This window comes from Chryseobacterium balustinum (assembly GCF_900168205.1).
In the GTDB taxonomy this organism is placed as follows: domain Bacteria; phylum Bacteroidota; class Bacteroidia; order Flavobacteriales; family Weeksellaceae; genus Chryseobacterium; species Chryseobacterium balustinum.
Map to the genome: position 1 here is coordinate 76,279 of NZ_FUZE01000003.1, position 22,132 is coordinate 98,410.

Annotated in this window: 21 protein-coding genes; 7 read left to right on the top strand and 14 right to left on the bottom strand. The window is 33.0% G+C overall.

Annotation, left to right across the window (positions count from 1 at the left end; translation table 11 throughout):
- Window positions 1-999: 999 nt before the first annotated feature.
- Window positions 1,000-1,638 carry an MBL fold metallo-hydrolase gene (locus B5X64_RS05880; protein WP_079464358.1) on the bottom strand — a complete coding sequence of 213 codons (639 nt, stop codon included), beginning with the start codon at window positions 1,636-1,638 and terminating at the stop codon, window positions 1,000-1,002.
- Window positions 1,639-1,699: 61 nt separating this feature from the next.
- Here B5X64_RS05880 and B5X64_RS05885 point away from each other — a divergent pair, with 61 nt between their 5' ends.
- Window positions 1,700-2,911, top strand: a complete 1,212-nt coding sequence (locus B5X64_RS05885; RefSeq protein WP_079464359.1) for a type IX secretion system plug protein — start codon at window positions 1,700-1,702, stop codon at window positions 2,909-2,911.
- 202 nt (window positions 2,912-3,113) lie between these two features.
- Window positions 3,114-3,962 carry a hypothetical protein gene (locus B5X64_RS05890; protein ID WP_123920681.1) on the top strand — a complete coding sequence of 283 codons (849 nt, stop codon included), beginning with the start codon at window positions 3,114-3,116 and terminating at the stop codon, window positions 3,960-3,962.
- A gap of 155 nt (window positions 3,963-4,117) precedes the next feature.
- Here the strand turns inward: B5X64_RS05890 and B5X64_RS05895 are convergent, their stop codons facing one another.
- The 5 genes from B5X64_RS05895 to B5X64_RS05915 all read right to left on the bottom strand — a co-directional run bounded on the left by B5X64_RS05895 (window position 4,118) and on the right by B5X64_RS05915 (window position 7,182).
- Window positions 4,118-4,384, bottom strand: coding sequence for a hypothetical protein (locus B5X64_RS05895; RefSeq protein ID WP_079464361.1), 267 nt, complete (start codon window positions 4,382-4,384; stop codon window positions 4,118-4,120).
- Window positions 4,384-4,611 (bottom strand): hypothetical protein, encoded by a 228-nt coding sequence (locus B5X64_RS05900; RefSeq protein ID WP_079464362.1) that lies wholly within the window; start codon window positions 4,609-4,611, stop codon window positions 4,384-4,386. Before B5X64_RS05900 ends, B5X64_RS05895 begins: the two co-directional genes overlap by 1 nt.
- 217 nt (window positions 4,612-4,828) lie before the next feature.
- Complete coding sequence (gene hemH, locus B5X64_RS05905; protein WP_079464363.1) at window positions 4,829-5,851, bottom strand: ferrochelatase; 1,023 nt, start codon at window positions 5,849-5,851, stop codon at window positions 4,829-4,831.
- Between the two features lie 2 nt (window positions 5,852-5,853).
- Complete coding sequence (locus tag B5X64_RS05910; RefSeq protein ID WP_079464364.1) at window positions 5,854-6,294, bottom strand: hypothetical protein; 441 nt, start codon at window positions 6,292-6,294, stop codon at window positions 5,854-5,856.
- 9 nt (window positions 6,295-6,303) lie between these two features.
- A complete protein-coding gene (locus tag B5X64_RS05915) occupies window positions 6,304-7,182 on the bottom strand; it encodes a NifU family protein (protein WP_079464365.1) in 879 nt (292 codons plus the stop codon).
- 153 nt (window positions 7,183-7,335) lie between these two features.
- Here B5X64_RS05915 and B5X64_RS05920 point away from each other — a divergent pair, with 153 nt between their 5' ends.
- Complete coding sequence (locus B5X64_RS05920; RefSeq protein ID WP_079464366.1) at window positions 7,336-7,851, top strand: gamma carbonic anhydrase family protein; 516 nt, start codon at window positions 7,336-7,338, stop codon at window positions 7,849-7,851.
- A 93-nt stretch (window positions 7,852-7,944) separates the two neighbouring features.
- Here the strand turns inward: B5X64_RS05920 and B5X64_RS05925 are convergent, their stop codons facing one another.
- Window positions 7,945-8,388 (bottom strand): hypothetical protein, encoded by a 444-nt coding sequence (locus B5X64_RS05925; protein ID WP_079464367.1) that lies wholly within the window; start codon window positions 8,386-8,388, stop codon window positions 7,945-7,947.
- 64 nt (window positions 8,389-8,452) lie between these two features.
- Between B5X64_RS05925 and B5X64_RS05930 the strand changes: the two genes are divergently transcribed.
- Entirely contained in the window at window positions 8,453-10,582 is a 2,130-nt protein-coding gene (locus tag B5X64_RS05930) for a helix-turn-helix domain-containing protein (protein ID WP_079464368.1), read from the top strand.
- Between the two features lie 206 nt (window positions 10,583-10,788).
- Here B5X64_RS05930 and B5X64_RS22995 read toward each other — a convergent pair whose 3' ends face one another.
- Together B5X64_RS22995 and B5X64_RS05940 are read right to left on the bottom strand one after the other, a co-directional pair.
- Entirely contained in the window at window positions 10,789-11,064 is a 276-nt protein-coding gene (locus B5X64_RS22995; protein WP_228418770.1) for a hypothetical protein, read from the bottom strand.
- A gap of 25 nt (window positions 11,065-11,089) precedes the next feature.
- A complete protein-coding gene (locus B5X64_RS05940; protein WP_123920682.1) occupies window positions 11,090-11,533 on the bottom strand; it encodes a hypothetical protein in 444 nt (147 codons plus the stop codon).
- A 235-nt stretch (window positions 11,534-11,768) separates the two neighbouring features.
- Between B5X64_RS05940 and B5X64_RS05945 the strand changes: the two genes are divergently transcribed.
- The gene (locus B5X64_RS05945; RefSeq protein WP_079464370.1) at window positions 11,769-12,767 is read left to right on the top strand and encodes an LLM class flavin-dependent oxidoreductase; all 999 of its coding nucleotides are present in this window, start codon (window positions 11,769-11,771) and stop codon (window positions 12,765-12,767) included.
- 221 nt (window positions 12,768-12,988) lie between these two features.
- On the top strand, window positions 12,989-14,110 hold the full coding sequence (gene ribB / locus B5X64_RS05950; RefSeq protein WP_079464371.1) for a 3,4-dihydroxy-2-butanone-4-phosphate synthase: 1,122 nt from the start codon (window positions 12,989-12,991) through the stop codon (window positions 14,108-14,110).
- A gap of 118 nt (window positions 14,111-14,228) precedes the next feature.
- Here the strand turns inward: ribB and fmt are convergent, their stop codons facing one another.
- The 5 genes from fmt to folK all read right to left on the bottom strand — a co-directional run bounded on the left by fmt (window position 14,229) and on the right by folK (window position 20,296).
- Window positions 14,229-15,176 (bottom strand): methionyl-tRNA formyltransferase, encoded by a 948-nt coding sequence (gene fmt, locus B5X64_RS05955; protein WP_079464372.1) that lies wholly within the window; start codon window positions 15,174-15,176, stop codon window positions 14,229-14,231.
- Window positions 15,177-15,266: 90 nt separating this feature from the next.
- Entirely contained in the window at window positions 15,267-17,168 is a 1,902-nt protein-coding gene (locus B5X64_RS05960) for a RecQ family ATP-dependent DNA helicase (protein WP_079464373.1), read from the bottom strand.
- A 77-nt stretch (window positions 17,169-17,245) separates the two neighbouring features.
- Window positions 17,246-18,694, bottom strand: coding sequence for an OmpA family protein (locus tag B5X64_RS05965; protein WP_079464374.1), 1,449 nt, complete (start codon window positions 18,692-18,694; stop codon window positions 17,246-17,248).
- A gap of 51 nt (window positions 18,695-18,745) precedes the next feature.
- Window positions 18,746-19,855 carry an outer membrane beta-barrel protein gene (locus B5X64_RS05970; RefSeq protein WP_079464375.1) on the bottom strand — a complete coding sequence of 370 codons (1,110 nt, stop codon included), beginning with the start codon at window positions 19,853-19,855 and terminating at the stop codon, window positions 18,746-18,748.
- Between the two features lie 27 nt (window positions 19,856-19,882).
- Window positions 19,883-20,296, bottom strand: coding sequence for a 2-amino-4-hydroxy-6-hydroxymethyldihydropteridine diphosphokinase (folK, locus tag B5X64_RS05975; protein WP_079464376.1), 414 nt, complete (start codon window positions 20,294-20,296; stop codon window positions 19,883-19,885).
- A gap of 18 nt (window positions 20,297-20,314) precedes the next feature.
- Here folK and sppA point away from each other — a divergent pair, with 18 nt between their 5' ends.
- Window positions 20,315-22,069, top strand: coding sequence for a signal peptide peptidase SppA (gene sppA, locus B5X64_RS05980; RefSeq protein ID WP_079464566.1), 1,755 nt, complete (start codon window positions 20,315-20,317; stop codon window positions 22,067-22,069).
- Window positions 22,070-22,132 lie beyond the last annotated feature (63 nt).

A 22,132-nucleotide genomic window follows, 5' to 3' on the forward strand; every position in this document is an offset into this window, starting at 1 on the left:
TGTAACTTGATTGTTGTAGATTAGTTTTTCTTGCAAAATAATATATAGGCTATCCTTTTGTGGATAGCTTTTTTTTTGTTTTTATTGTTGATAATAAGGATGTTATTGAGTTATCCACAATTTTATCCACAGAGTTTCCACAACTATTTTTAGTGTAAAAATTTCCTTTTTTATCAACTTTCTGAAAACCTTGAGTTTATAAATTTTTATAAGAAATAAACTTTTTTATCTTTTCTAAATTCAAAGGAAGACTTTAATTTTATCCAATTGATAAAGAGCGTATTATTGATTGTGTTTTATTTATCCACAAAGTTATCCACAGGCTTATCCACAATTTATTGTTGATAAATACTAATAAAATTGGTTTTAATCTTAATATTTTCGTCTTTTAAATTGTTTTATGGTGTTAGAGGTTTTTAATCAACTCATCAAATGTTTTAGGTAATTTTGTTTTATTATTGATAATCAGGATTTTTTTGAGTTATCCACAATTTTATCCACAGAGTTTCCACAACTATTTTAGCGTAAAAATTTCCTTTTTTGTCAACTTTCTGAAAACCTTGATTTTATAAATTTTTCTAAGAAATAGACTTTATTATTTTTTCTAAATTCAATTGAAGAATTTAATTTTATCTAATTGATAAGGAGTATATTATTGATTGTGTTCATTTTATCCACAAAGTTATCCACAGGCTTATCCACAATTTATTGTTGATAAATACAATTAAAATTCGGTTTTAATTTTAATATCGTCTTCAACTTTTAAATTGCTTTATTGTGGTAAAAGTTTTTAATCAACTTGTGAAACGGTTTTTTTAATATTTTAGATTTTATTAAAATAAATAATACTGTTAAAGCTAGAATTAGAGCGGTGATTCTAGTATACTTTTATCCTGCATCATTAGTGATGCATTTTGTTGTGTAGTATCGATTTATAAGCTATGTAAATGTAAGTTGAGTTTTATTATCGCACTTTTCAACTTCATGGATTCAGTGCTTTTATCTCAAAAATGGATTATACTGCTTCTCAAAACCAATCGTTGTAGGATTTCCATGACCTGATAAAACTTGTGTTTCTTCATCCAGAACAAAAAGTTTTGTTTTAATTCCTTCAGTCAATTGATCATAATTACCTTTGTATAGATCTGTTCTTCCAATGCTTCCTTCAAACAATACATCACCGGAGATCATAAATTTTTGAGTTTCGTTATGATAAACGACACTTCCTGGAGAATGTCCCGGAACATGATAGGTTTTAAATTTTTCTCCGTCAAAATCCAGTTCATCACCTTCATTGATATATTCTGTATCAACCTTTACCGCAGGAATCTGAAAGCCAAACCTAGCACCGCTTGCCTGAAGCATGTCTAAAACTTCCTGATCTTCCTGATGCATCGTTACTGGAACTTTAAATGTGTCAAAAGCCCACTGTAAACCCAAAACATGATCAATGTGAGCATGCGTTAAAAGTATTTTTTCAATTTTTAAATTATTCTCAGTGATGAAATTTGAAATTGCCTGAGTTTCCTGCTCGTTCATATTTCCCGGATCGATGAGCCAAGCATTTTTATTTTCATTAAAAAGAACATAAGTATTTTCACTTGCAAAATTGAACACGAAGGCCTGTATTTGAAACATATTCTGAATATTTTTTTATCAAAAATACAATATTCTTTAGAGATTTGTTATCTTCGTCATAATGAAAACGTTGCAGATATTTTTACTCAGTTTAGGTTCGCTGGCTTTCGGGCAGAACATTCAAAGTATTCAGTTATTTAATCCTCAGACCAATGACGAAACGCCGGTTATTACAATGGGTCAGCAATTTGTATTGAGTTTTGATGATTTAACCAATTCAAGTGAGTTGTACCGTTACACCATTAAGCATTTTGATAGAAACTGGGAAGATGACAATCTTTTTTTTAGTGAAATTGCGAATGGTTCGATGAATGCGTTGCTGGATCAGTTTCAGTATTCTTTTAATACGCTTCAGGCTTATACTCATTATACTTTAAAGTTTCCGAATGATAAAATACAACCGAAAATTTCAGGAAATTTTGAATTGATTGTTTATAAAAGTTCGGTAGATCAGCCACTTTTCAAAAGAAGATTTTCTGTGGTGGAAGAGAATGTGAATTTAGCACTGAATATTTCAAGAATTGCCGATGCTAAAAACCCGAATGTCAATCAGAGGGTAGAAGTACAGGCTGTTTCAAAAGCTGGAGACCTTACTTCGAATGTGAATTCTATGTCACTTACGGTGATGCAGAATAATAATCCGAATATGAAGATTACCAATCAAAAACCAAGTGCAACGATGGGAAATCAATTGCTTTTTCAGCAGTTGAATCTTGCTTTCCCTGGAAATAACGAGTTTTATTATTTCGATAATAAAAACATGAGAATGGCGGCAGATATGGTGCGCGAAACAGGAATTGTTGATGGAGTTAATCAAACGTACCTTCATCCGGTTTGGGCATATCCTTTAAATTATCAATATCAACCTGATGTAAATGGAGCTTGGTATTATCGTAGAAATGATTTGGGATTAGAAAGAGATGCGGCTCGTGAAGCTGATTACGCTTGGGTGCATTTTTCTTTAGATTCTGATTTAATGGATAAAGAGTTGTATATCGTGGGGGGATTTAATGATTTTAAAGCAACCAAAGAATTCCAAATGCATTACGATGAAGCTGCTAAGAAATACATCGCTAAAATTTATATGAAGCAAGGTTTTTACAACTATATTTTAGCCACAAAAGAAGCCAATGGTTCTTTAAATTTAGGAGAAATCAACGGTAATTTCTGGCAGACGGAAAACCTTTACCAGGCATTTTTATATTACAAGCCTTTCGGTAGAAATTATGATGGTTTAGCTGGATATGGAGAATTCAGAACACCGGTAAGATAATTTTATTATGAGATTGGTATTTGTTTTCTTGTTGCTAATTATTTTTTCATGTAAGAAAGAAAATGAATCGAATAGTGATTTTAGAAATGAATTATTTCCATATTTAAATAGGTTGTCGAAGGAGAAGACGCTTCCTGTTTCAGATACTGTTGCAAAAAATTATTTATACAAAAATGCGACTAAAGAAGAATTGATCAGATTAATGAATTCTGAAATTCCGTTATTGAGAGTTGTTGCCTATAGATTAATCATTGATAGAGAAGAACCTGAATATTTTGATTTGCTAATGAATAATTTGGATGATCAAGCTAAAGTTCAGTGGTGGTATTATGAAGATGCAGTTGGTTATTTTAGTGTTTCCGATTTAATGATAGCCAAAGCCAAAGATAAAGATGGTTTTTCACCGATCCAAAAGAAGGTTTTAGTTGATAAGGTTTTATTGCACTATCCTGAACTTGAAGTTTCTAACGAAATGCTTAGAGATATTGAACCTAATAAAAGATATTATAACCTCATTAAAGAAAGAGCAATATTGAAATCTAAAAATGATAGATGTGGTATTCAATTAGGAGCTTGTTTTGCATTAAGTAAATTTAAGAAAGAGGAGGATGTTAAGGTTTTAAAGAAGGTTTTTGAAGAAAATTTTGAAGGGTATTGTACAGAATGGATTTTTAAAAGTATAGAGAAGTTTCCTCATCAACAATTCTTTCCGCTTTTAAAGCAATATTTCGAAAGTAAAGTTAAAAATAAACTTAATTCTGAAAATAATATTTCTGATGAGGTTCTGTATTTTTCTAGAGCAGTTGCAGCATATCAAAATGATAAAAGTTTAGATATCTTAAAATATATTGAACAAAACAATACCTTTATTAATAAGCCATTTTGGCCTCCTTCAAATAAGACTTATGTTTTAAAAGCAACAATGATTCATTACAATGAAATTTATAATGATTTGATTTCCGACATTAAGAAACAGATGGATGATTGTGAAATAAAGAATTTAGGCTTTGGTAAAGACTTATTGGGATATGAGGATAGACAATATTGGTAAATTGATTTAAACTATTATCTAAAGAAATACAAAACCTTCCAAACTTGCACATTTGGAAGGTTCTGTTGAAAGTGTTTAATGGCTTACGAGAAGACATCAACAGAAAAATTAAACTATATAATAATGTCAAAAAAAGTTCTTTATTAAAGGTGTTTTCAATTGTTTTCTTTAAAAATGGCTGTTACAAAAAGACTGTCGTTGTCTTCAAATAAATAATGGATATGTACAGGGAAATTTTCAGTTTTGTAAACTTGAAGTTTCCTATTTTTTATATCTAATTTTTCGTAATCGCTCAAAATAATATTGATTGATTCTTTTAAATCATTCAGGAAATCTTTGTCTTTATTTTGTTCTTCCGCATTAAAAACCCGCATCAGCATTCTAATGTCATTTTTTGCAATTGATGACAGTAAAACTTTCATTACGCACAGATTTTTTCTAACTCAGAAATGTTCTCAAAAAAATCAAGTTTAGTTGCTGGGTTCTCTGTGTGAAATTCAATTCGACTAGAGACTTCATCCAACTGAAATTGTTGAACACTAGATTTTACGGTGGTATCTAAATTATCAACGATCTTAATGAACGCTTCTGCAATTTCGGGAGTGAAATTTTCTATCTTCTTTTTTAAGATTTCTATAGTTGTATTCATTATTTGTAAAAATTTTAATTAACCCCTATCTTTTGATAGAGTAAAAGTATAAAAAAATATTAAAAAACAAAACTAACCCCTATTAAAATTTAAATTATTTTAAAAAAAATATATTTTTTAATTGTTTTGGTTGTTTTTTTAGGGGGGGTGTTGTTGAAAATAAATAAAAAAAGACATCTGATTTCTCAAATGTCCCTTATATTGTTAAAAATAAGATTTACACTAAATAAAACTCATTCAGTTTCTCTTCGCAGAGTATTTTTACAACATCAATCCAGCGGTCTTCATCATTCAGACAAGGAATATAATGGAAATTTTCTCCGCCACCATGTTCAAACTGATGTTTTCCTTCTACAGAAATTTCTTCCAAAGTTTCAAGACAGTCGGAAACGAAAGCCGGACAAACGATTGCGAGATTTTTAACTCCTTTTTTGCCGATAGTTTCCAAAGTTTCATCGGTATAAGGCTCCATCCATTTGTCTTTTCCTAATCTTGATTGGAAAGTGACCATCACTTTTTCTTTCGGCAAACCTAATTTTTTAATCACAGAATTGGTGACATCAAAACATTGATGACGGTAACAAAACTGATGACTCGGATTGTTTTCGCGAGAACAGCAATCGTTTAGATTGCAGGTATTCGTAGGATCAGTCTTATAAATATGTCTTTCAGGAACGCCGTGATACGAAAACTGTAATGCATCAAAATTTTCAGGAAGTTTTTCTCTGATGCTTTCTGCAAGACAGTCAATATAAATTTCTCTATTGTAAAAAGGCTGAATATAATTGATTTTAATTCCCGGGAATTTCTTTTTTCTTACTTCTTCTGCTTTTTCAATCACAGTTTCCGTTGTGCTCATCGCATATTGCGGATACAAAGGGAAAAGAACAATTTCTGTTACTCCTTGGTCGACTAGTTTTTGAATTCCCGCTTCAATGCTTGGTTGTGCATATCGCATTCCGATTTCTACCGGAACATCAACGAGCTTTTGAAGTTTTTTCTGAATTTTCTGAGTGATCACAATCAATGGCGAGCCTTCATCTGTCCAAACCGTTTTGTAGGCTTCGGCAGATTTTGCGGGTCTTGTATTTAAAATAATTCCCTGTACCAGAAGTGCACGGAAAAACCATCGGTAATCAATCACTTTCTCGTCCATCAGGAATTCATCAAGATATTCCCTTACATCCTTTACTGCCGTAGATCTTGGTGATCCCAGGTTTACTAATAGAATTCCCTTCATCGTTAATTTAGATTTCTCATTCTTTCATCAATTGTTGGACCATATTTTTTCTTTAAACGTAAAATATAAAGTTCCAACGCAAAATGTTCTTCCTCTCCGGTCATACCCAAAGATTTTAAATATTGATCGCCTTTTTGAGTGGCTATTTTTGTAAATAATGTAAAATATTCTTCATCTTTATCATAGACGAATTGTTCTCCTTTTAATTTTTTTATTTCGTCTTGAATTTCTTTATCCAATTCATAATAATTATGGAAATAATAATCAAGAAAGGCTGTGTTTTTCTTGTTTAATTTCCCCAAAATAGTATCCATCTTCTGAATGCTGTCTTTCGCAACGCCCATTTCTACAAGGTCGTCATGAATTCTGTCATTCAGCTGAGGCTCCTTTTTGCATGAAAGAAGACTTAAACTAAAACCAATTAAAAGAAGAAATATTCTCATAGGAAAAGATTATCCGTTGACAGCTTCCACGTGTTCTACCAAATCCGGAAGGAATTGTTTTAAAATATTTTCGATTCCACCTTTTAAAGTCGCTGTTGAACTTGGGCATCCTGAACAAGCACCTTGTAGCAACATCTTTGCCGTTTTGTTGCTTGCGTCATATTCCATTAAAGAAATTTTTCCACCGTCGTTTTCTACAGCAGGAGCTACATATTCATTTAGAATATCAGAAATTTTCTGCTCATCATCTGTATAATCTCTGTTGATGATTTTTTCAACCGGATTTTCATGCTTTTGAGACTCAATATTTGAAATTATACCTCCGCTTTGAAGATATTCTGCAATATAACCACGAACAGCCATCATTACCTGATGCCATTCCACAGAATTATCTCTGGTAACCGCTACAAAATTATCTGAAATAAAAACTTCTTTCGCAAAATCAAATTCTGTGAAAATAGCCTGAGCTAAAGGAACTCCTTCGGCTTCGTTTCTAGATTTTACTTCTACAAAACCGTCCATCAGCATTTTGCTTGACACAAATTTCATTGCATTAGGATTCGGAGTCATTTCAGCATAAATCTCAATCATTTCCTTTTTTTTCTGAAGATAAATTCTTGGGTTGGCCAAAAGCTCGTCTTCAATTATATTTTTCAGACTGTCAACAACATGTTCCCATTCTACAGTATCCTGTTTTGCTACCGCTACAAAATTAGCGGTAATGAAAACTCTTTCCACAAAAGGATAATTAAAAAGCTCTTGTGCTAAAGGAATTTCTGATATATCTGAATCTCTGTCCAACTCTAAAGACCCTGGAATCAAGTTGTAATCAGCTACAAATTTCATCACTTTTGGGTTTTCTGTTGGTTCTATAAGTATCGTACGCATTTTTTCGTTAAATTTGAGAGTACAAAAATACGGATTTAGAACTTAGAAGCTAGAGATTGGAAGTTAGATTTTTGCTATCACTGTAATTTGCAATTTGTGATTTCATTATTTAAATTTTCAAATTAGCTTATTTAAATTTTCAAAATATATTAAATGGCACTTATAAAAGAACTTTTAGGAAAGACACCGCAAATCGGAGAAAATACATTTTTGGCAGAGACCGCAACTATTATTGGTGATGTAGTGATGGGTGAAAACTGTAGTATTTGGTACAATGCGGTAATAAGAGGTGATGTGAACTACATCAAGATGGGCAAAAAAGTAAATGTACAGGATAATGCCATGTTGCATTGTACGTATGAAAAATTCCCTTTAGAAATCGGAAATAATGTTTCAATCGGTCACAACGCAATCGTTCACGGTTGTAGAATTCATGACAATGTTTTAATTGGAATGGGCTCTATCGTCATGGATGACTGTACTATTGAAGAAAATTCAATTGTTGGTGCAGGTTCTGTGGTAACTCAGGGAACGCATATAAAATCTGGTGAAGTTTGGGGCGGTGTTCCTGCCAGAAAAATTAAAGATATTTCTGCAGCGCTTCTGGAAGGTGAAGTAAATAGAATTGCAGATAATTATGTGAAATATTCTTCTTGGTATAAAGATTAAGATCACACGATAAAAAAGATCTTCAAAAATACAAAAAGCTCTGACTAATAATTAGTTCAGAGCTTTTATTTTTATTAAAACTAATTTGAATTATTAATAAATCAAAACTGCTTTTTCGCCTTGACATCTTATGCCGGATGGTTCTGCAATCATCATACAGTCTGAAGTAATGCCATATTTTTTATTGAATTCAGACATGGTCTGTGTATAATTTTCAATTTTTCTAAGAATTGAAGCTTCCAATTTTTTAGGGTAAGCAATGTATGAAACGGGTCCACCGCAAGCTTTAGAGCCCATTGGTGCAAAAGCCCAGTCGGAAGCTGAGGTGCATTTTTCTTTTGCTATTTCAGATTCTATGATGCTTTTTAATTTATCCAGATTGGCTTCATCATATTTTTTGCTGCTTTCATCTGCAGGTCTGTCCGCGATATCTATGGGTAAATTTGTGGTGTTGCCAGAATTTGAAGAGGCACATGAACTCATTGTAAATGCGCTGATTAATACAAGAGCTGAGTATTTAATGATCGAGTTTTTCATAAATTAATTTTTTTAAGCAAATCAAAGTTTATGCCTATTCACATTTTCCGTAATTTTGCAAACGATGAACAATCATTTTTTTGACTTAATTGAATACACCAGCCGAAGTGTTTTTCTTACAGGAAAAGCAGGAACGGGGAAAACTACATTTCTAAACGAATTTGTAAAGAAAACGAAAAAAAAGCACATTGTTGTAGCACCCACGGGAATTGCCGCAATCAATGCAGGCGGAGTTACCATTCATTCAATGTTTGGTTTGCCTTTGCGTACTTTTTTGCCGACTACAGAACGTATTGACAGTAGTTTGGCCAATAATATTCTTGATCTTCAACAACATTTCAAATACAGAAAAGATAAGCTTAAACTGTTAAGAGAAGTTGAGGTTTTGATTATTGATGAGGTTTCTATGCTTCGTGCTGATGTTTTGGATATGATGGATTTTTCTTTGAGATTTATCCGAAGAAATAATCAGCGTTTTGGTGGCGTTCAAATGTTGTTCATCGGAGATCTGTATCAGCTTCCACCGGTGGTAAGAGATGAGCATGTTTTGAAAATGTTTTACAATTCGCCTTTCTTTTTCGATAGTTTGGCGATTAAAGATATTCCTTTACTGACGATTGAATTAACGAAAGTCTACCGTCAAACCGATCAGGGATTTTTAGAAATATTAAATGCGATTCGTGACGGAGATGTTGCCAATATTGATTTTAATCATCTTAACGAAAGATATGATCCGGGTTTCGAAGCGGGAGAAGATCCTTACGTTTATCTCTGTTCGCACAACAAAATGGCAGACGATATCAATCAGGAAAAACTGAAGGATATAAAAGTAAGTCCCAAGTCTTACGAAGCGAAGCTATTTGGTGAGTTTAAAGAAAATCAGTTTCCGAATGAGCAGTTTTTAGAATTAAAGGTCGGAGCCCAGGTCATGTTTATCAGAAATGATATTACGGGTGAAAAGAAATATTTCAATGGTAAATTAGGTGAAATTTCTTCTTTAGATGAAAATGAAGTAAAAGTTATTCTTGAAGGAAGTGAACGTGAAATTACCGTAAAAAGAGAGGTCTGGGAACAGAAAAAATATTCTCTCGATACCGATAAAAATATTAAAGAAGAAGTTTTGGGAAGCTTTGAGCAGTTTCCGATAAAATTAGCTTGGGCGGTGACGATCCACAAAAGTCAGGGTTTAACGTTTGATAAAGTGATTATCGATGCCGGAAAAAGTTTTACGGCGGGTCAGGTTTATGTGGCGTTGTCACGTTGCCGAACGTTGGAAGGAATTGTTTTAAAATCTAAAATTACTCCTGAAGTTATTTTTAAAGACAACCGGATTCTGAAATTTCAGGGGGAAACGCAGGCAAATGATAATGTTGAAAGTATTTTAAATCAGGAAAAATACGATTACAGCATCCGAAAAGTACTTCGTACAGTAGATTGTCAATGGTTTTTAAAAGAAGTGGAGCAGTGGAATAATCTTTCGATTGTTACCAAAAGTATCGACCGTACAAAATCTAATCAGCTGTATCTTCAGTTGAAACGTGATGTTTTAAATCTAGGTAAAATTTTTGAAAAACTGGAGCGAATCATTTTCCAGAAAGTCAATTTATTTATTGAAAAGAAAGAAGATTGGAGTGAGATTGAAAGCAAATCAAAAGGTGCGGTGAATTTCTTTTTTACCGAAATAAGAGACAAGGTTTTTAATCCACTGAAAGAATTTTATGCTGAAATAAAAGGCGCAAAAGGCTTAAAACAATACAATGAAGAGCTTAAAAACTGGCTCGAAGATATTGAAGAATACCTGAACAGTCTAAAAGAAATTCATTTACTGGAAACCAAACTTCTGGATGAAAAAAATGATAAAGAAGTCAGCATGAAAATTGCGAAAGTTCCGTCTCAGGTTCTTACTTTTCAATTGTTTGAACAGGGAAAAACGATTTCCGAAATTGCCATGGAAAGAGGTTTGGTAAAAGAAACCGTGATCGGTCATTTGGCAAAATTTGCAGAACAGGGTTTGCTGGACATTGCCAGAGTGATTACTTCCGATAAAATCAAAGCATTTAAAGAAATGTTTCACAGAGATCCTAAAGAAAATCTAACCGATTGGAAAGCTGCTTTACCGAATGATTTTGAATTTAATGAAATAAGGATTTTGATCAATCATTTTACGTATCAGAAGGAGAAGAATAACAATTAAAATAAAAGGATTCAGTTTTACACCGAATCCTTTTATTTTAAATACTGCTTAACTTTCTTTTGTTATTATCCCATAAGTTGCAGATCGACTTTCGTTCATAAATTCTACTTCTGTATTTTCAATTTTGTTAAATCTACTTTTATCAGTTTTAGAAAATTCAATTATTGTAAAATTGTTCTGGTCAAGAATATCAAAATCAACCAATTTTAAATATTCATCAATTGAGTTTTATCAATCATTATTTTTCCTCCACCAAATTGATGTCTGTTCTGTCCGTTTTCCTTAACTCCTGAAACCCAATATTCTTCGCCGGTTTCAATATCAAAATCATTGGTATTAATTCCTGGGTTTTTCAATTTTTTCAATGTCTTTCCATTAAAATAAACTGTTTGACCAGATTTTGAAAATTCTATGAAACCAATCCAAGCCAATCTATTATGACCTTTAGATTTGTTTTCGATGTACGTGATTTTTGGTTGCATTTTAAGTTTTCAGAATTTACTTATTTTACCTTTCTAATTTTTCAAAATTGTATAATGTTATAAAATCAATTTTGTGAGCCCAAATTTCATTTGCTGTTGCTTTTGGAAAAGCACCTATAATTGAGGTGTTTTCAAAATCATCTTTATGATAATATTTAATATCGGCTTTATAGTTTAAAGGAATCTCAAGATTGTTTCTCAAGTTCAAAAGAGTTTTCCAATCTTTATCATCATTTCCCTGATTATAAAAAGCTCCCATAAAGTATATTTCTATGGTGTTTTTATCGGGATTTAACTTAAATAAATTTTCTCTTTTTTGTAAAGAATAATAATGTTTAAAAGGTTCGATACTTAAAACTCTATATTCGTATTTACCTTTTGTAGTTTCTTTAAGTTCCAAAATTATTTTTGATCCTAAAGGAAATGTAAAAGTGCCATAATCTGTAGGGAATTCAGTTGGAATGTTCATTTTATTTTGAGAAAATAACATATTACTAAAAATTAAAAGAGTAAGAATTAACAGGATTTTTTTCATCAGTATAAGTTTTACCAAATATAAAATAAGAATTCCGTATAAACAAAAGCTGAAACTTCAAACTTATTTTCCAATAGTTTTTCCCACAACACACCAATCAATTCCATCAATTACAAAAAGTAACTAATGCAATTTATTAGCCTTAACTTTGCTTGGTTAAATTTAATAAATGAAAAATTTTAATATATCCGTGCTTGATTTAGCTCCCGTAAAACAGGGGAAAACCATTCACGATACTTTTCAGGACAGTTTGTCTTTAGCAAATCACACTGAAAATTTAGATTATAAAAGATTCTGGCTTGCCGAACATCACAATATGGAAAGTATTGCAAGTTCCGCAACTTCAGTTCTGATTGGTTTCATCGCCAACGGAACAAAAAAAATAAGAGTGGGTTCAGGTGGAATTATGCTTCCAAATCACAGTTCGCTCGTTATTGCCGAACAATTCGGAACTTTAGAATCACTTTTTCCGGGAAGAATCGATCTTGGTTTAGGGAGAGCTCCCGGAACAGATGGTTTAACGGCTCAAGCTTTGGGAAGAAATCCGGCTATTATCAATGAACAATTTCCGAGACAGATCTTAGAATTACAGAAATATTTTTCGAAAGAAAATTCAAACGCTTTGGTTCGTGCAATTCCCGGTGAAGGTTTAGATATTCCGATGTATATTCTCGGTTCAAGCACAGACAGCGCTTGGTTGGCTGCAGAATTAGGACTTCCGTATGCTTTTGCGGGACATTTCGCTCCCGAACAAATGGATATGGCTTTTAAAATTTACAGAGAACATTTCGAGCCTTCAAAATATTTAGATAAACCTTTTATTTTGGCTTGTGTGAACGGAATTGCTGCAGAAACTTCTGAAGAAGCACATTTTCTTTCTACGACATTGTTTCAGGCGTTCATTAATATTATCAGAAACGACAGGAAACCTTTTCCGGCACCGATTGAAGATATGGATACTATTTGGTCGGCGATGGAAAAATCGATGGTTTTACAGAAATTAAAATTTAGTTTTATTGGAAACCAAGATGAAATTGCTGAACAGATTAAAAACTTTCAGGAAAAATATCAGGTGGATGAATTGATGATCAATTCTCATATCTATGACCATCAAAAAAGACTGGAATCATACGAGATTATAAAAAAAGCGACAGATTCTTTGTTTTAATTTTAACTCCGGCAGATTTACGCAGATTTTTTAGCTTTAAAAATATTTTGAAAACTTATGTGTTCTCAATATTTTCAAAGCTTTAGCTAAAAAACTTATGTGACTAATGTGTTAAAATCTTCTGCAACTTTTATAGTTAAGCGAAAGCGGTTGCACAAACCGCTCATATTAATTGTTGATGCTTATTTTATTGAGTATCTTTGCGAAAATTTAAAGTAAAAATGTCAGATATTAAACTAAATACTATTCCAGAGGCGATTGAAGACCTTAAAAATGGTAAAATAATTATAGTGGTAGACGATGAAGACAGAGAAAATGAAGGTGATTTTCTTTGTGCTGCCGAATTGACAACACCTGCGTTAATTAATTTTATGGCAGTTCACGGAAGAGGGTTGATTTGTATGCCGCTTCCAGAAAAAAGATGTGATGAGTTAGGATTAGATGTAATGGTAAGCCGAAGCAGCGATCCTAAAGAAACTGCATTTACGGTTTCTGTTGACCTTTTGGGTGACGGTACTTCTACCGGAATTTCTGCCGGAGACCGAGCGAAAACTATTTTAGCTTTGATGGATGAAAAATCTAAACCAACAGATTTCATGCGTCCAGGTCACATTTTCCCGCTTCGTGCAAGAAAAGGTGGTGTTTTGAAAAGAGCAGGTCACACAGAAGCTGCAATTGATTTAACGAGCTTGGCTGGTTTAAAAGAAGGTGGTGTAATCTGTGAAATTATGAACGAAGACGGTTCTATGTCTCGTTTGCCGGATTTACATGTCTTTGCTCAGAAGCATGATATGAAAATTGTATCTATTGAAGATTTGATTCATTACCAGCTTAAAAAAGGAAACTTAATCGAAAGAATTGAGGAAAGAAAAGTGCAAACTGCTTATGGTGAATTTGATTTCTGTGCTTTCAGAGAAACTTCAAATGACCAGATTCACTTTGCTTTAACAAAAGGATCTTGGACCGTTGACGAGCCTGTTTTGGTAAGAGTTCAATCTTCTGATTCTTATTTTGATGTCTTAACCAGATTGAATAACGGTGAAAAACCATTGTTGGAAAAAGTAACATCAATGGTAAATGAAGCAGGAAAAGGAGCAATTATTTTCATCAATAATGTTTCAAATTCTGAAAATACACTAAGAAAATTGCAACAGTTTTTAAATTATCAGGATGGACAGCAAAAGCATCCTACTGCAGCATTTAACTACAGAGATTACGGAATCGGGACTCAGATTTTGAAGAATTTAGGAATTAATAAATTTAAAGTAATCACTCAAAATCCTAACGTAAAACCTCAGGTTGGAGGTTATGATGTTGAGGTGACAGAGATGGTTCAACTTTAAAATGTGAATGGTCAATGGTGAATTCACTTCGTAGTCAATTTTTTGATTGCGTTTTCAATTTACTTGCGAAGCAAAATTAACTATTCACAATTCACAATAAAAAAATGGCTTGATTTACTCAAGCCATTTTTATTTCGTCAAAATTTCTAAATCCGTTTAGAAAATCTTTAACATTCATTCTTTTCTTTCCTTCCAATTGTAATTCTAAAGGAAAGTACATTCCGTCTTTTGTATAGATTCTAAAATCATTTTTTGAAATCTCTAAACTTCCAACAGGTTTTCCGTGCTCTGAAACTTCAAATTTTCCATTGTATATTTTTAATCCTTTTTCTTCCTCACTAATTTTTAAAGTGGTGAAAGCTGCTGGATAAGGTGACATTCCTAAAATAAACTGATGAACTTCTTTTGAATTTTTCGTCCAGTCGATTCTGGTGTCTTCTTTGAAGATTTTAAAAGCATTTTTTGGATGTTCCACTTCAGGCTGAGGTTTTTCTATGATCGAATTTTCTGCTAATCCATCCAAAGTTTTTACGACCAATTTTGAACCCATTTCCATTAATCTGTCGTGAAGACTTCCTGCGTTTTCATTTTCCAAAACCGGAATTTCTTCCTGCAATAAAATATTTCCTTCATCAATTTTTTCGTTAATAAAAAATGTAGTTGCTCCAGTTTTTTCTTCTCCATTAATTACCGCATAATTAATTGGAGCGGCACCTCTATAATCTGGAAGCAGGGAAGCATGAAGGTTGAAAGTTCCCATTTTAGGCATTTCAAACAAAACTTTAGGCATCATTCTAAAAGCGACTACTACAAAAACATCAGCATCTAATTTTCTTAATTCTTCTAAAAATTCAGGATTTCTCAATTTTTCAGGCTGAAAAACAGGAATGTTATTTTCGGAAGTAAAAACTTTTACAGGAGATTGGTTGATCTTTTGCCCGCGTCCGCTTGCTTTATCAGCAACGGTGACAACGCCTACAACTTCATGATGAGATTGGTGAATGGCTTCCAATGCAGTTTTTGCAAACTCCGGAGTGCCCAAAAAAACGACTTTCAATGATTTCATGGTGCAAAGATAAAACTCTTGAGTTATAAGTTAGAAATTATGAGTTATGAATTTTTTAATTGCTATTACCAATTACTCATTACTTATTACTTATGTCAACGCGTACGTTCTAAAATTCAGCATTTTTACTTTTCCGGAATCTAATAAGAAAATAAGATTTTCTAAAATATTTTCTTTGCTCTGAAACTGCAACTGTATAGAAATTTCTTCAATGGTTGCCGGCTTTTTATTTAAAACCTTAATGATTTCCAAAGAAACATTTTTACCGAAAATAGACTGTTTGTTTTTTTCGCAAACGGTGCATTGTCCGCAGTTTTTAGTATTTTTTTCACCAAAATAGGAGAGGATCAATTTCATTTTACAGTATTGATTGTCCTCGATGAAAAATTTCATCTCTTCCCACTTCTGGATTTTATTTTTTTGAATATGTTCAAAAAGATTCCAATACATTGCGTTGATAGCTCTTTCGTCCCGTGGTTTCAGAAATTTCACACTCGCCAAAGCTCCATCAATATATTCAAGATAATTTTTCTGCTGTAATTCTTTCAGGCGTTCTTTAATCAGATGAATACTTACTCCGATTTTATTGCTTACGTTCTGCTCGCTGAACATTACTTTGTGTGTAGTAATTCCAGAAATGCTACGCAAAAGATGTTCGATAAAATAAGCATCTTTCTGTGGAAGCTGATCGATTTCATCAGGCTTAATGAGAAGTTCGAGTGACGACAAACTTTTGTTGCTGTTGTGGAAAATAATTTCCTGGGTATGAAGAAAATTCAGAACATTTTTAATCTTCGCTGTTGAAAGTTTAGTGAAACTTTGGATTCCGGAAGTATTTAATTGAAAAACCTTTTCGGGAAGCTCAAATTCTGCTACCTGAAATTTGGAATACAGATAAGAAATGATTTTTAGAAATTCAGCTTTATTGGGAATCTGATTTCTTAGAATTTGATCAAAATTTGAAATCTCCTGCTTGTTCCAAAGCATGAATGCATAACTTCTTTTGCCATCTCTTCCTGCACGACCGATTTCCTGATAATAATTTTCAATCGACTGAGAAGGGGAGAAGTGAATGACGAAACGTACATTATCTTTATCGATCCCCATTCCAAAAGCATTGGTGGAAATTAATACATTTTGATTACTGTTGTTCCAGAAATTTTGTCTTTCGTTTTTTTCTTTTGTTGATAATCCTGCATGGAAATAATCAACATTCTGAATTTTATGTCTGTGAAGAAATTCAGTGAGTAATTCGGCATCTTTTCGGGTTCTCACATAGATAATTCCCGACTCTTTAGCATATTTAAGAATGGTAAAAACCTTTTGATATTTATCTGAAATCTCTTCGGTGAAAATTTTAATATTATCTCTTTTGAAACTTTTTTGAAATACCTGTGGATCTTTAAGTTCCAGTTTATTTTTAATTTCATCTAAAACTTTTGGAGTTGCTGTTGCTGTCAATGCAAGACAAGTAATTTCCGGATTATTTTTTCTGAAATCTTTAATGTTCTGATAACTGGGTCTGAAATCTTGTCCCCACTCAGAAATACAATGTGCTTCATCCACCGCAATAAATGATAGCTGAATTTCCTCAATTTGTTGAATGAATAATTTATTGGTCAGTCTTTCCGGTGAAACATACAGTAATTTTGTTAAGCCGTCTTTACATCTGTTGTAAATGACTTCAGCATCAAACTCATCCAATTCTGAACTGAGGTATTCTGCTTCAATTCCTCTGAATTTTAATTGGTTAACCTGGTCTTTCATCAATGCCAATAAGGGAGAAATTACAAGACAAGTTCCTTCCTGTAATAAAGCAGGAAGCTGATAACATAATGATTTTCCGGCGCCGGTTGGAAGAAGAACTAATGTATCTTTTCTGTTGATAACAGAATCAATAATCACTTCTTGAGAATCTCTGAATTGATCATAACCCCAAAAATGCTTAAGGGTTTTATTTTTAAGTTCATTAAAATCTTTCGAGGAAATCATAAGGTAAATGTAAGGAAAGTATTGAGACAAAAAAAGCCACGCAATGCATGGCTTTAATTTTATAATAAGAAGTTTTATTATTTAGCTTCGAAATAAACTCTTCTGTTTGCTCTGTTCTTCCATTCAGGGCATTTTTCAGCAGGATCACATTCTGGGTATTTTAGGTCTTTTTCACCTCTACCTACCGCATTAATTTTATCTTTACCCACACCGTTTTTGATAAGGTAATTTTTCACACTGTTTGCTCTTCTTTCAGATAATTTTTGGTTATACTCATCTGTACCTTTTGTATCAGTAGCTCCAATTACAGTATATGTTGCATTTGAAGAATTGATATAATTAACGGCATTGTTAAGGATAGGGGTGTTGTTTGGTAAAATTCTGTCTGAATTAAAATCAAACTCAATTCCCTCCATATTTGTAGCAGTTTCTATTACAGGTCCACTTGGTTCAGTAGGAGTTAAAGGACAACCTTGGTTTTCTACTGGTCCAGGAACTGTTACACACTTATCGTAAAGGTCGATTACTCCGTCTAAATCTGCATCAAGAGCTACACCTGCACCGTCAACTCTTGCACCAGCAGGAGTATCAAGTTGTCTATCCCAATCGTCACAAACTCCGTCATTATCAGCATCTCCTTTCTTACAAACTTCAATATCCTGGTTTTTATTCGCCAAAACATCTAGTTTGTAATAAATCTCCTGCAATGGATCGTGCCACATTAGGTGAGATTCATGTTTTCCTAATTTTAAAGACAGACCAACGGTTGCGTTGAAGAAATTGTCAGAAACCTGTTCTTCTCTTTGGTTAATAGCACTATATTGTGCACCACCACCATCAAACTCGTCAGAACCTGTGTAAACATACATTAGTCTTGTTTCAAGGTCTAATCTTCTGTTTAATTTAAATTTAACCCCCGCTCCGGCTTGACCGAAGAGTGAACCAAGTTTAAAAGGTTTTACTTCTGTCATTAATCTTTGTCCGGTTGCATCTTTCTGGTACGCTCTAAATGCTAAAGCACCAACACCTGCATATCCATGTATTGCCCATCTGTAAGTAGACTTGTTGTCAACTCTTCTTAAAAGATTTGAGAAGTTGATGTCACCTAGTAATGAGATTGCATCATATTGTGTTCTTGCACCTACGGCATTCATATCAGGAGCAGAGTCTTTTGTATTAAACCAACCTTGTCTTGTTTCTCCTCTGTCGTATTGTACCTTAAGACCGAAAGCATGAGTAATTGCTTTATCAATACTTACATAAGCAGAGTAACCGAAAAGATTTTTACCGTTACCGTTTTTAATAGAAGTTAAATCTGCTGATTGTATCATAGGTACCCCTGCACCAAATGACACAGCCCAATCATTAAATCTTTTAGATTTTTGAGTGAAAGGTGAAATATTGGCAGAACCAGAAGAAAATGTATTTGGATATTCGTTGGTAGAAACTACGGCTATTGAATCTTGTGCATAGCTCACTGTGGGAACAGCTAGGGCTAAGGCGACAATTGCTAAACTTAATTTCATAGTATGTATTTTTATTTATTTAGTTAATTAAATGAGTTTTTTACTGTATGCTTAGTTGATAGGGCAACCATTATTGTCTGGTGACCCAGGAACCGTAACACATTTGTCATATAAATCGATGACACCATCAAGATCCATATCCAATGCTACACCAGCACCATCTACTCTTGCTCCTGCAGGAGTATTCAATTCTCTGTCCCAGTCATCACAAACACCATCATTGTCATTATCTCCTTTTTCGCATACCACAAGCTCATTTGCCGTGTTGTCAAGCACATTTGTTCTATAATAGACTTCTTGTAAAGGATCGTGCCAAGCTAAATGAGATATTTGTTTACCTAATTTAAACGATACACCTAAATTAACAGTTAACATATTGTCTGATCTTTTGTCGTTGATCATGTTATATTTAGAGTTACCACTGGTAAGATCATAATCTGCAGGGCCTGCCCATCCACCGCCATCGAATTCATCATCACCACTGATAATGTACATTGCTCTGGCTTCAATATCGATAAGTTTTGAAACATTATATTTTAAACCTGCACCCACTTGATAGTAAAATGAACTAATATCCATTTTTTGATCTATAAATAAAGGTACTCGTTTAGGTGAATTGCTCCATCTAAATTCTTCATTATCATGTAAAGAGGTATTGAAGCTCATGAAACCAATTCCTCCATACCCATGTAATGCCCATCTGTAATGTGAATAATTATCAACTCTTCTCAAAAGATTAGAGAAATTAACATCTCCTATTAGAGCAATTTGATCATATTTTGTCTTTGCTTCTCCTACACCGGCTGTTTTCCCACGAGGGCCTATCTGTACTCCTTTTTGGTTTGTTTCTCCTTTTTGGTAGGCAAGGCTTACCCCAAAAGTGTGCGAGATTTGTTTGTCTAAGCTTACATAGCTGTTGTATCCCAAGTTTACTTTTTTATCATAAAAAGAAGTAAGGTCTGAGGTAACCATAAATGCACCACCTCCACCGACGGAAATAGACCAATCTCTGAATCTTCTTGCTTTGTTGTCAAATTTTTGAACATTTGCAGAACCAGAAGAAAACGTATTGGGATATTCGTTTGGAGAGTTTATGGAAATACTGTCTTGAGCATAAGTAGCAATAGGCAAAGCGGCCAATAATAATAAACCTAATTTCATACAATATGTTTTATGTGTTTGTATTTTTTAAATAAAATCTTTTAATAATATCTTAGAAAATTCTCTTTCAAAAAGATGTTTGTTATGAGGGATTTCTAATCTTTCTGATAAAAATTTTAACTCATCATACTTCACAATATCAATATCAATAATTCTGTCTGTGTAAACTTTTGAGATCGTAGAGTCAGTAAGTCGACCCATTTCAATCTCTATTTTTTTCACATAATCAAGCAGTTGAATAGGTGATAGGTGAGTAGATATTATTATTGCAATATTACAAAAAATATTAGAACTGACAAATTCTACGGGTTCTGATGTTAAATATTCACTTTTTTTTAATATGGAACTAGCTTCGCTTATTTTAGTTAAAGCCATCTCTATATTATTTTTTTGATTACCAATGTTACTTCCTAGTAACAAAACCACCTTATGTTGCGACATATAGAAAAAAGATTATTTATGAAGAGTTTCTTTAAAAATGTATTAGCAAATATAGTGGCTATAGTCATATTATGCTTCGTGTTTTTCTTCTTTTTTATTATCATGATTGCTATCGGTTCTATGAGTGGAGAGAAGTCTGTTGATGTAAAAAAGAATTCTGTCTTAACAATCAATCTGAAGACCTCTATTATTGATAGTCCCACAGAAGAGCAGCAAAGTATTTTTAATATTAAAAGTAAAAATACCAACATCCTTATTTATGATGCTGTAGAAGCTATTCATAAGGCTAAAGATGATGATAATATTAAAGGGATAAGCATAGAGACTGATCATATTAGCGCAGGAACTACTCAGATTGACGATTTGAGGAATGCTATTGAAGACTTTAAAAAGAGTGGTAAATTTGTGTATGCATACGGGAATTCTGTTTCTCAGTCTTCATATTATCTAGGATCTGTTGCAGATCAGTATTATCTGAATCCATCTGGAGGTATTGAGCTTAAAGGGTTGGCTACAGAAGTTACTTTCTTCAAAGATTTTGCCGAAAAATATGGTATTGGTATTGAAGTAATCCGTCACGGAAAATTCAAATCTGCGGTAGAGCCATTCTTAAGAAATGATATATCTCCAGAAAATCAAGAGCAGTTGAGTACTTTATTAAATGATATTTGGGGAAATACTTCATCAAAAATGGCTGCTTCAAGAAAAATGAAAGCTGACGAATTTAAAACCGTTGTAGATAGTTTGTATGGAATGATTCCGGATTTAACCGTAAAATATAAATTGGCGGATAAACTGATTCAGAAAACGGAATATGATCAAATGATCAAAGCAAAATTAAGTATTGCTGAAAAAGATAAACTTAACAAAGTTTCGCTGCAAAAGTATATTGATTCATATAATGATAAAGATAGTTCAGGTGAAAAAGTAGCGGTTTTATACGCATCAGGTTCTATTAATAGTGGTGATGAATACAATGATATTTATTCTGAAAAATATATTAAATATATCAAAGACCTTCAGGAAGATGATAAAGTAAAAGCGGTTGTTTTAAGAATTAATTCTCCGGGTGGAAGTGCTAATGCTTCTGATGAGATCTTATTCGAACTTCAACAATTAAAAAAGAAAAAACCTCTTGTGGTATCTTTTGGTGATTACGCAGCTTCAGGTGGTTATTATATTGCAATGGGTGCTGATAAAATTTATTCTGAACCTAATACGTTAACAGGATCTATCGGGGTTTTTGGAGTATTGCCTTACTTTAAAGATATTGCTAATAAAAACGGAGTGCGTTCTGATATTGTTGCTACCAATGCTAACTCAGCTTACTATTCTTCATTGCATGGGCTTACACCTTACGGAGTAAATTTAATGACAAGAAGTGTGGAAGGAACGTACAAAAGATTTGTACATTTTGTAACTCAAAACAGAAAGCAGACTTTTGAGCAAATTGATAACATCGGAGGTGGAAGAGTTTGGAGCGGAGTTCGCGCAAAAGAGATAGGATTGGTAGACGAATTGGGAACATTAAATGACGCAGTGAAATTTGCAGCACAAAAAGCAAACTTGAAGTCTTACAACGTTGCTTCGTACCCTAAAAAGATGACCGCATTTGAGCAGATTTTTGAAGATATGAATGAAGATGATATTTCTGCAAGAGTCATTAAAAATAAAATTGGTAAAGCAAACTATGAAATCCTAGAACAGCTTACCAGCGAGAAATTAAAATCTGAGGTAAAAATGGAAATGCCTTACAGAATCAAAATTGACTAAATTATATTGTTCATAAAAAATCCCGATTTGAAATTTTCAAATCGGGATTTTTGTTTTTTTAAA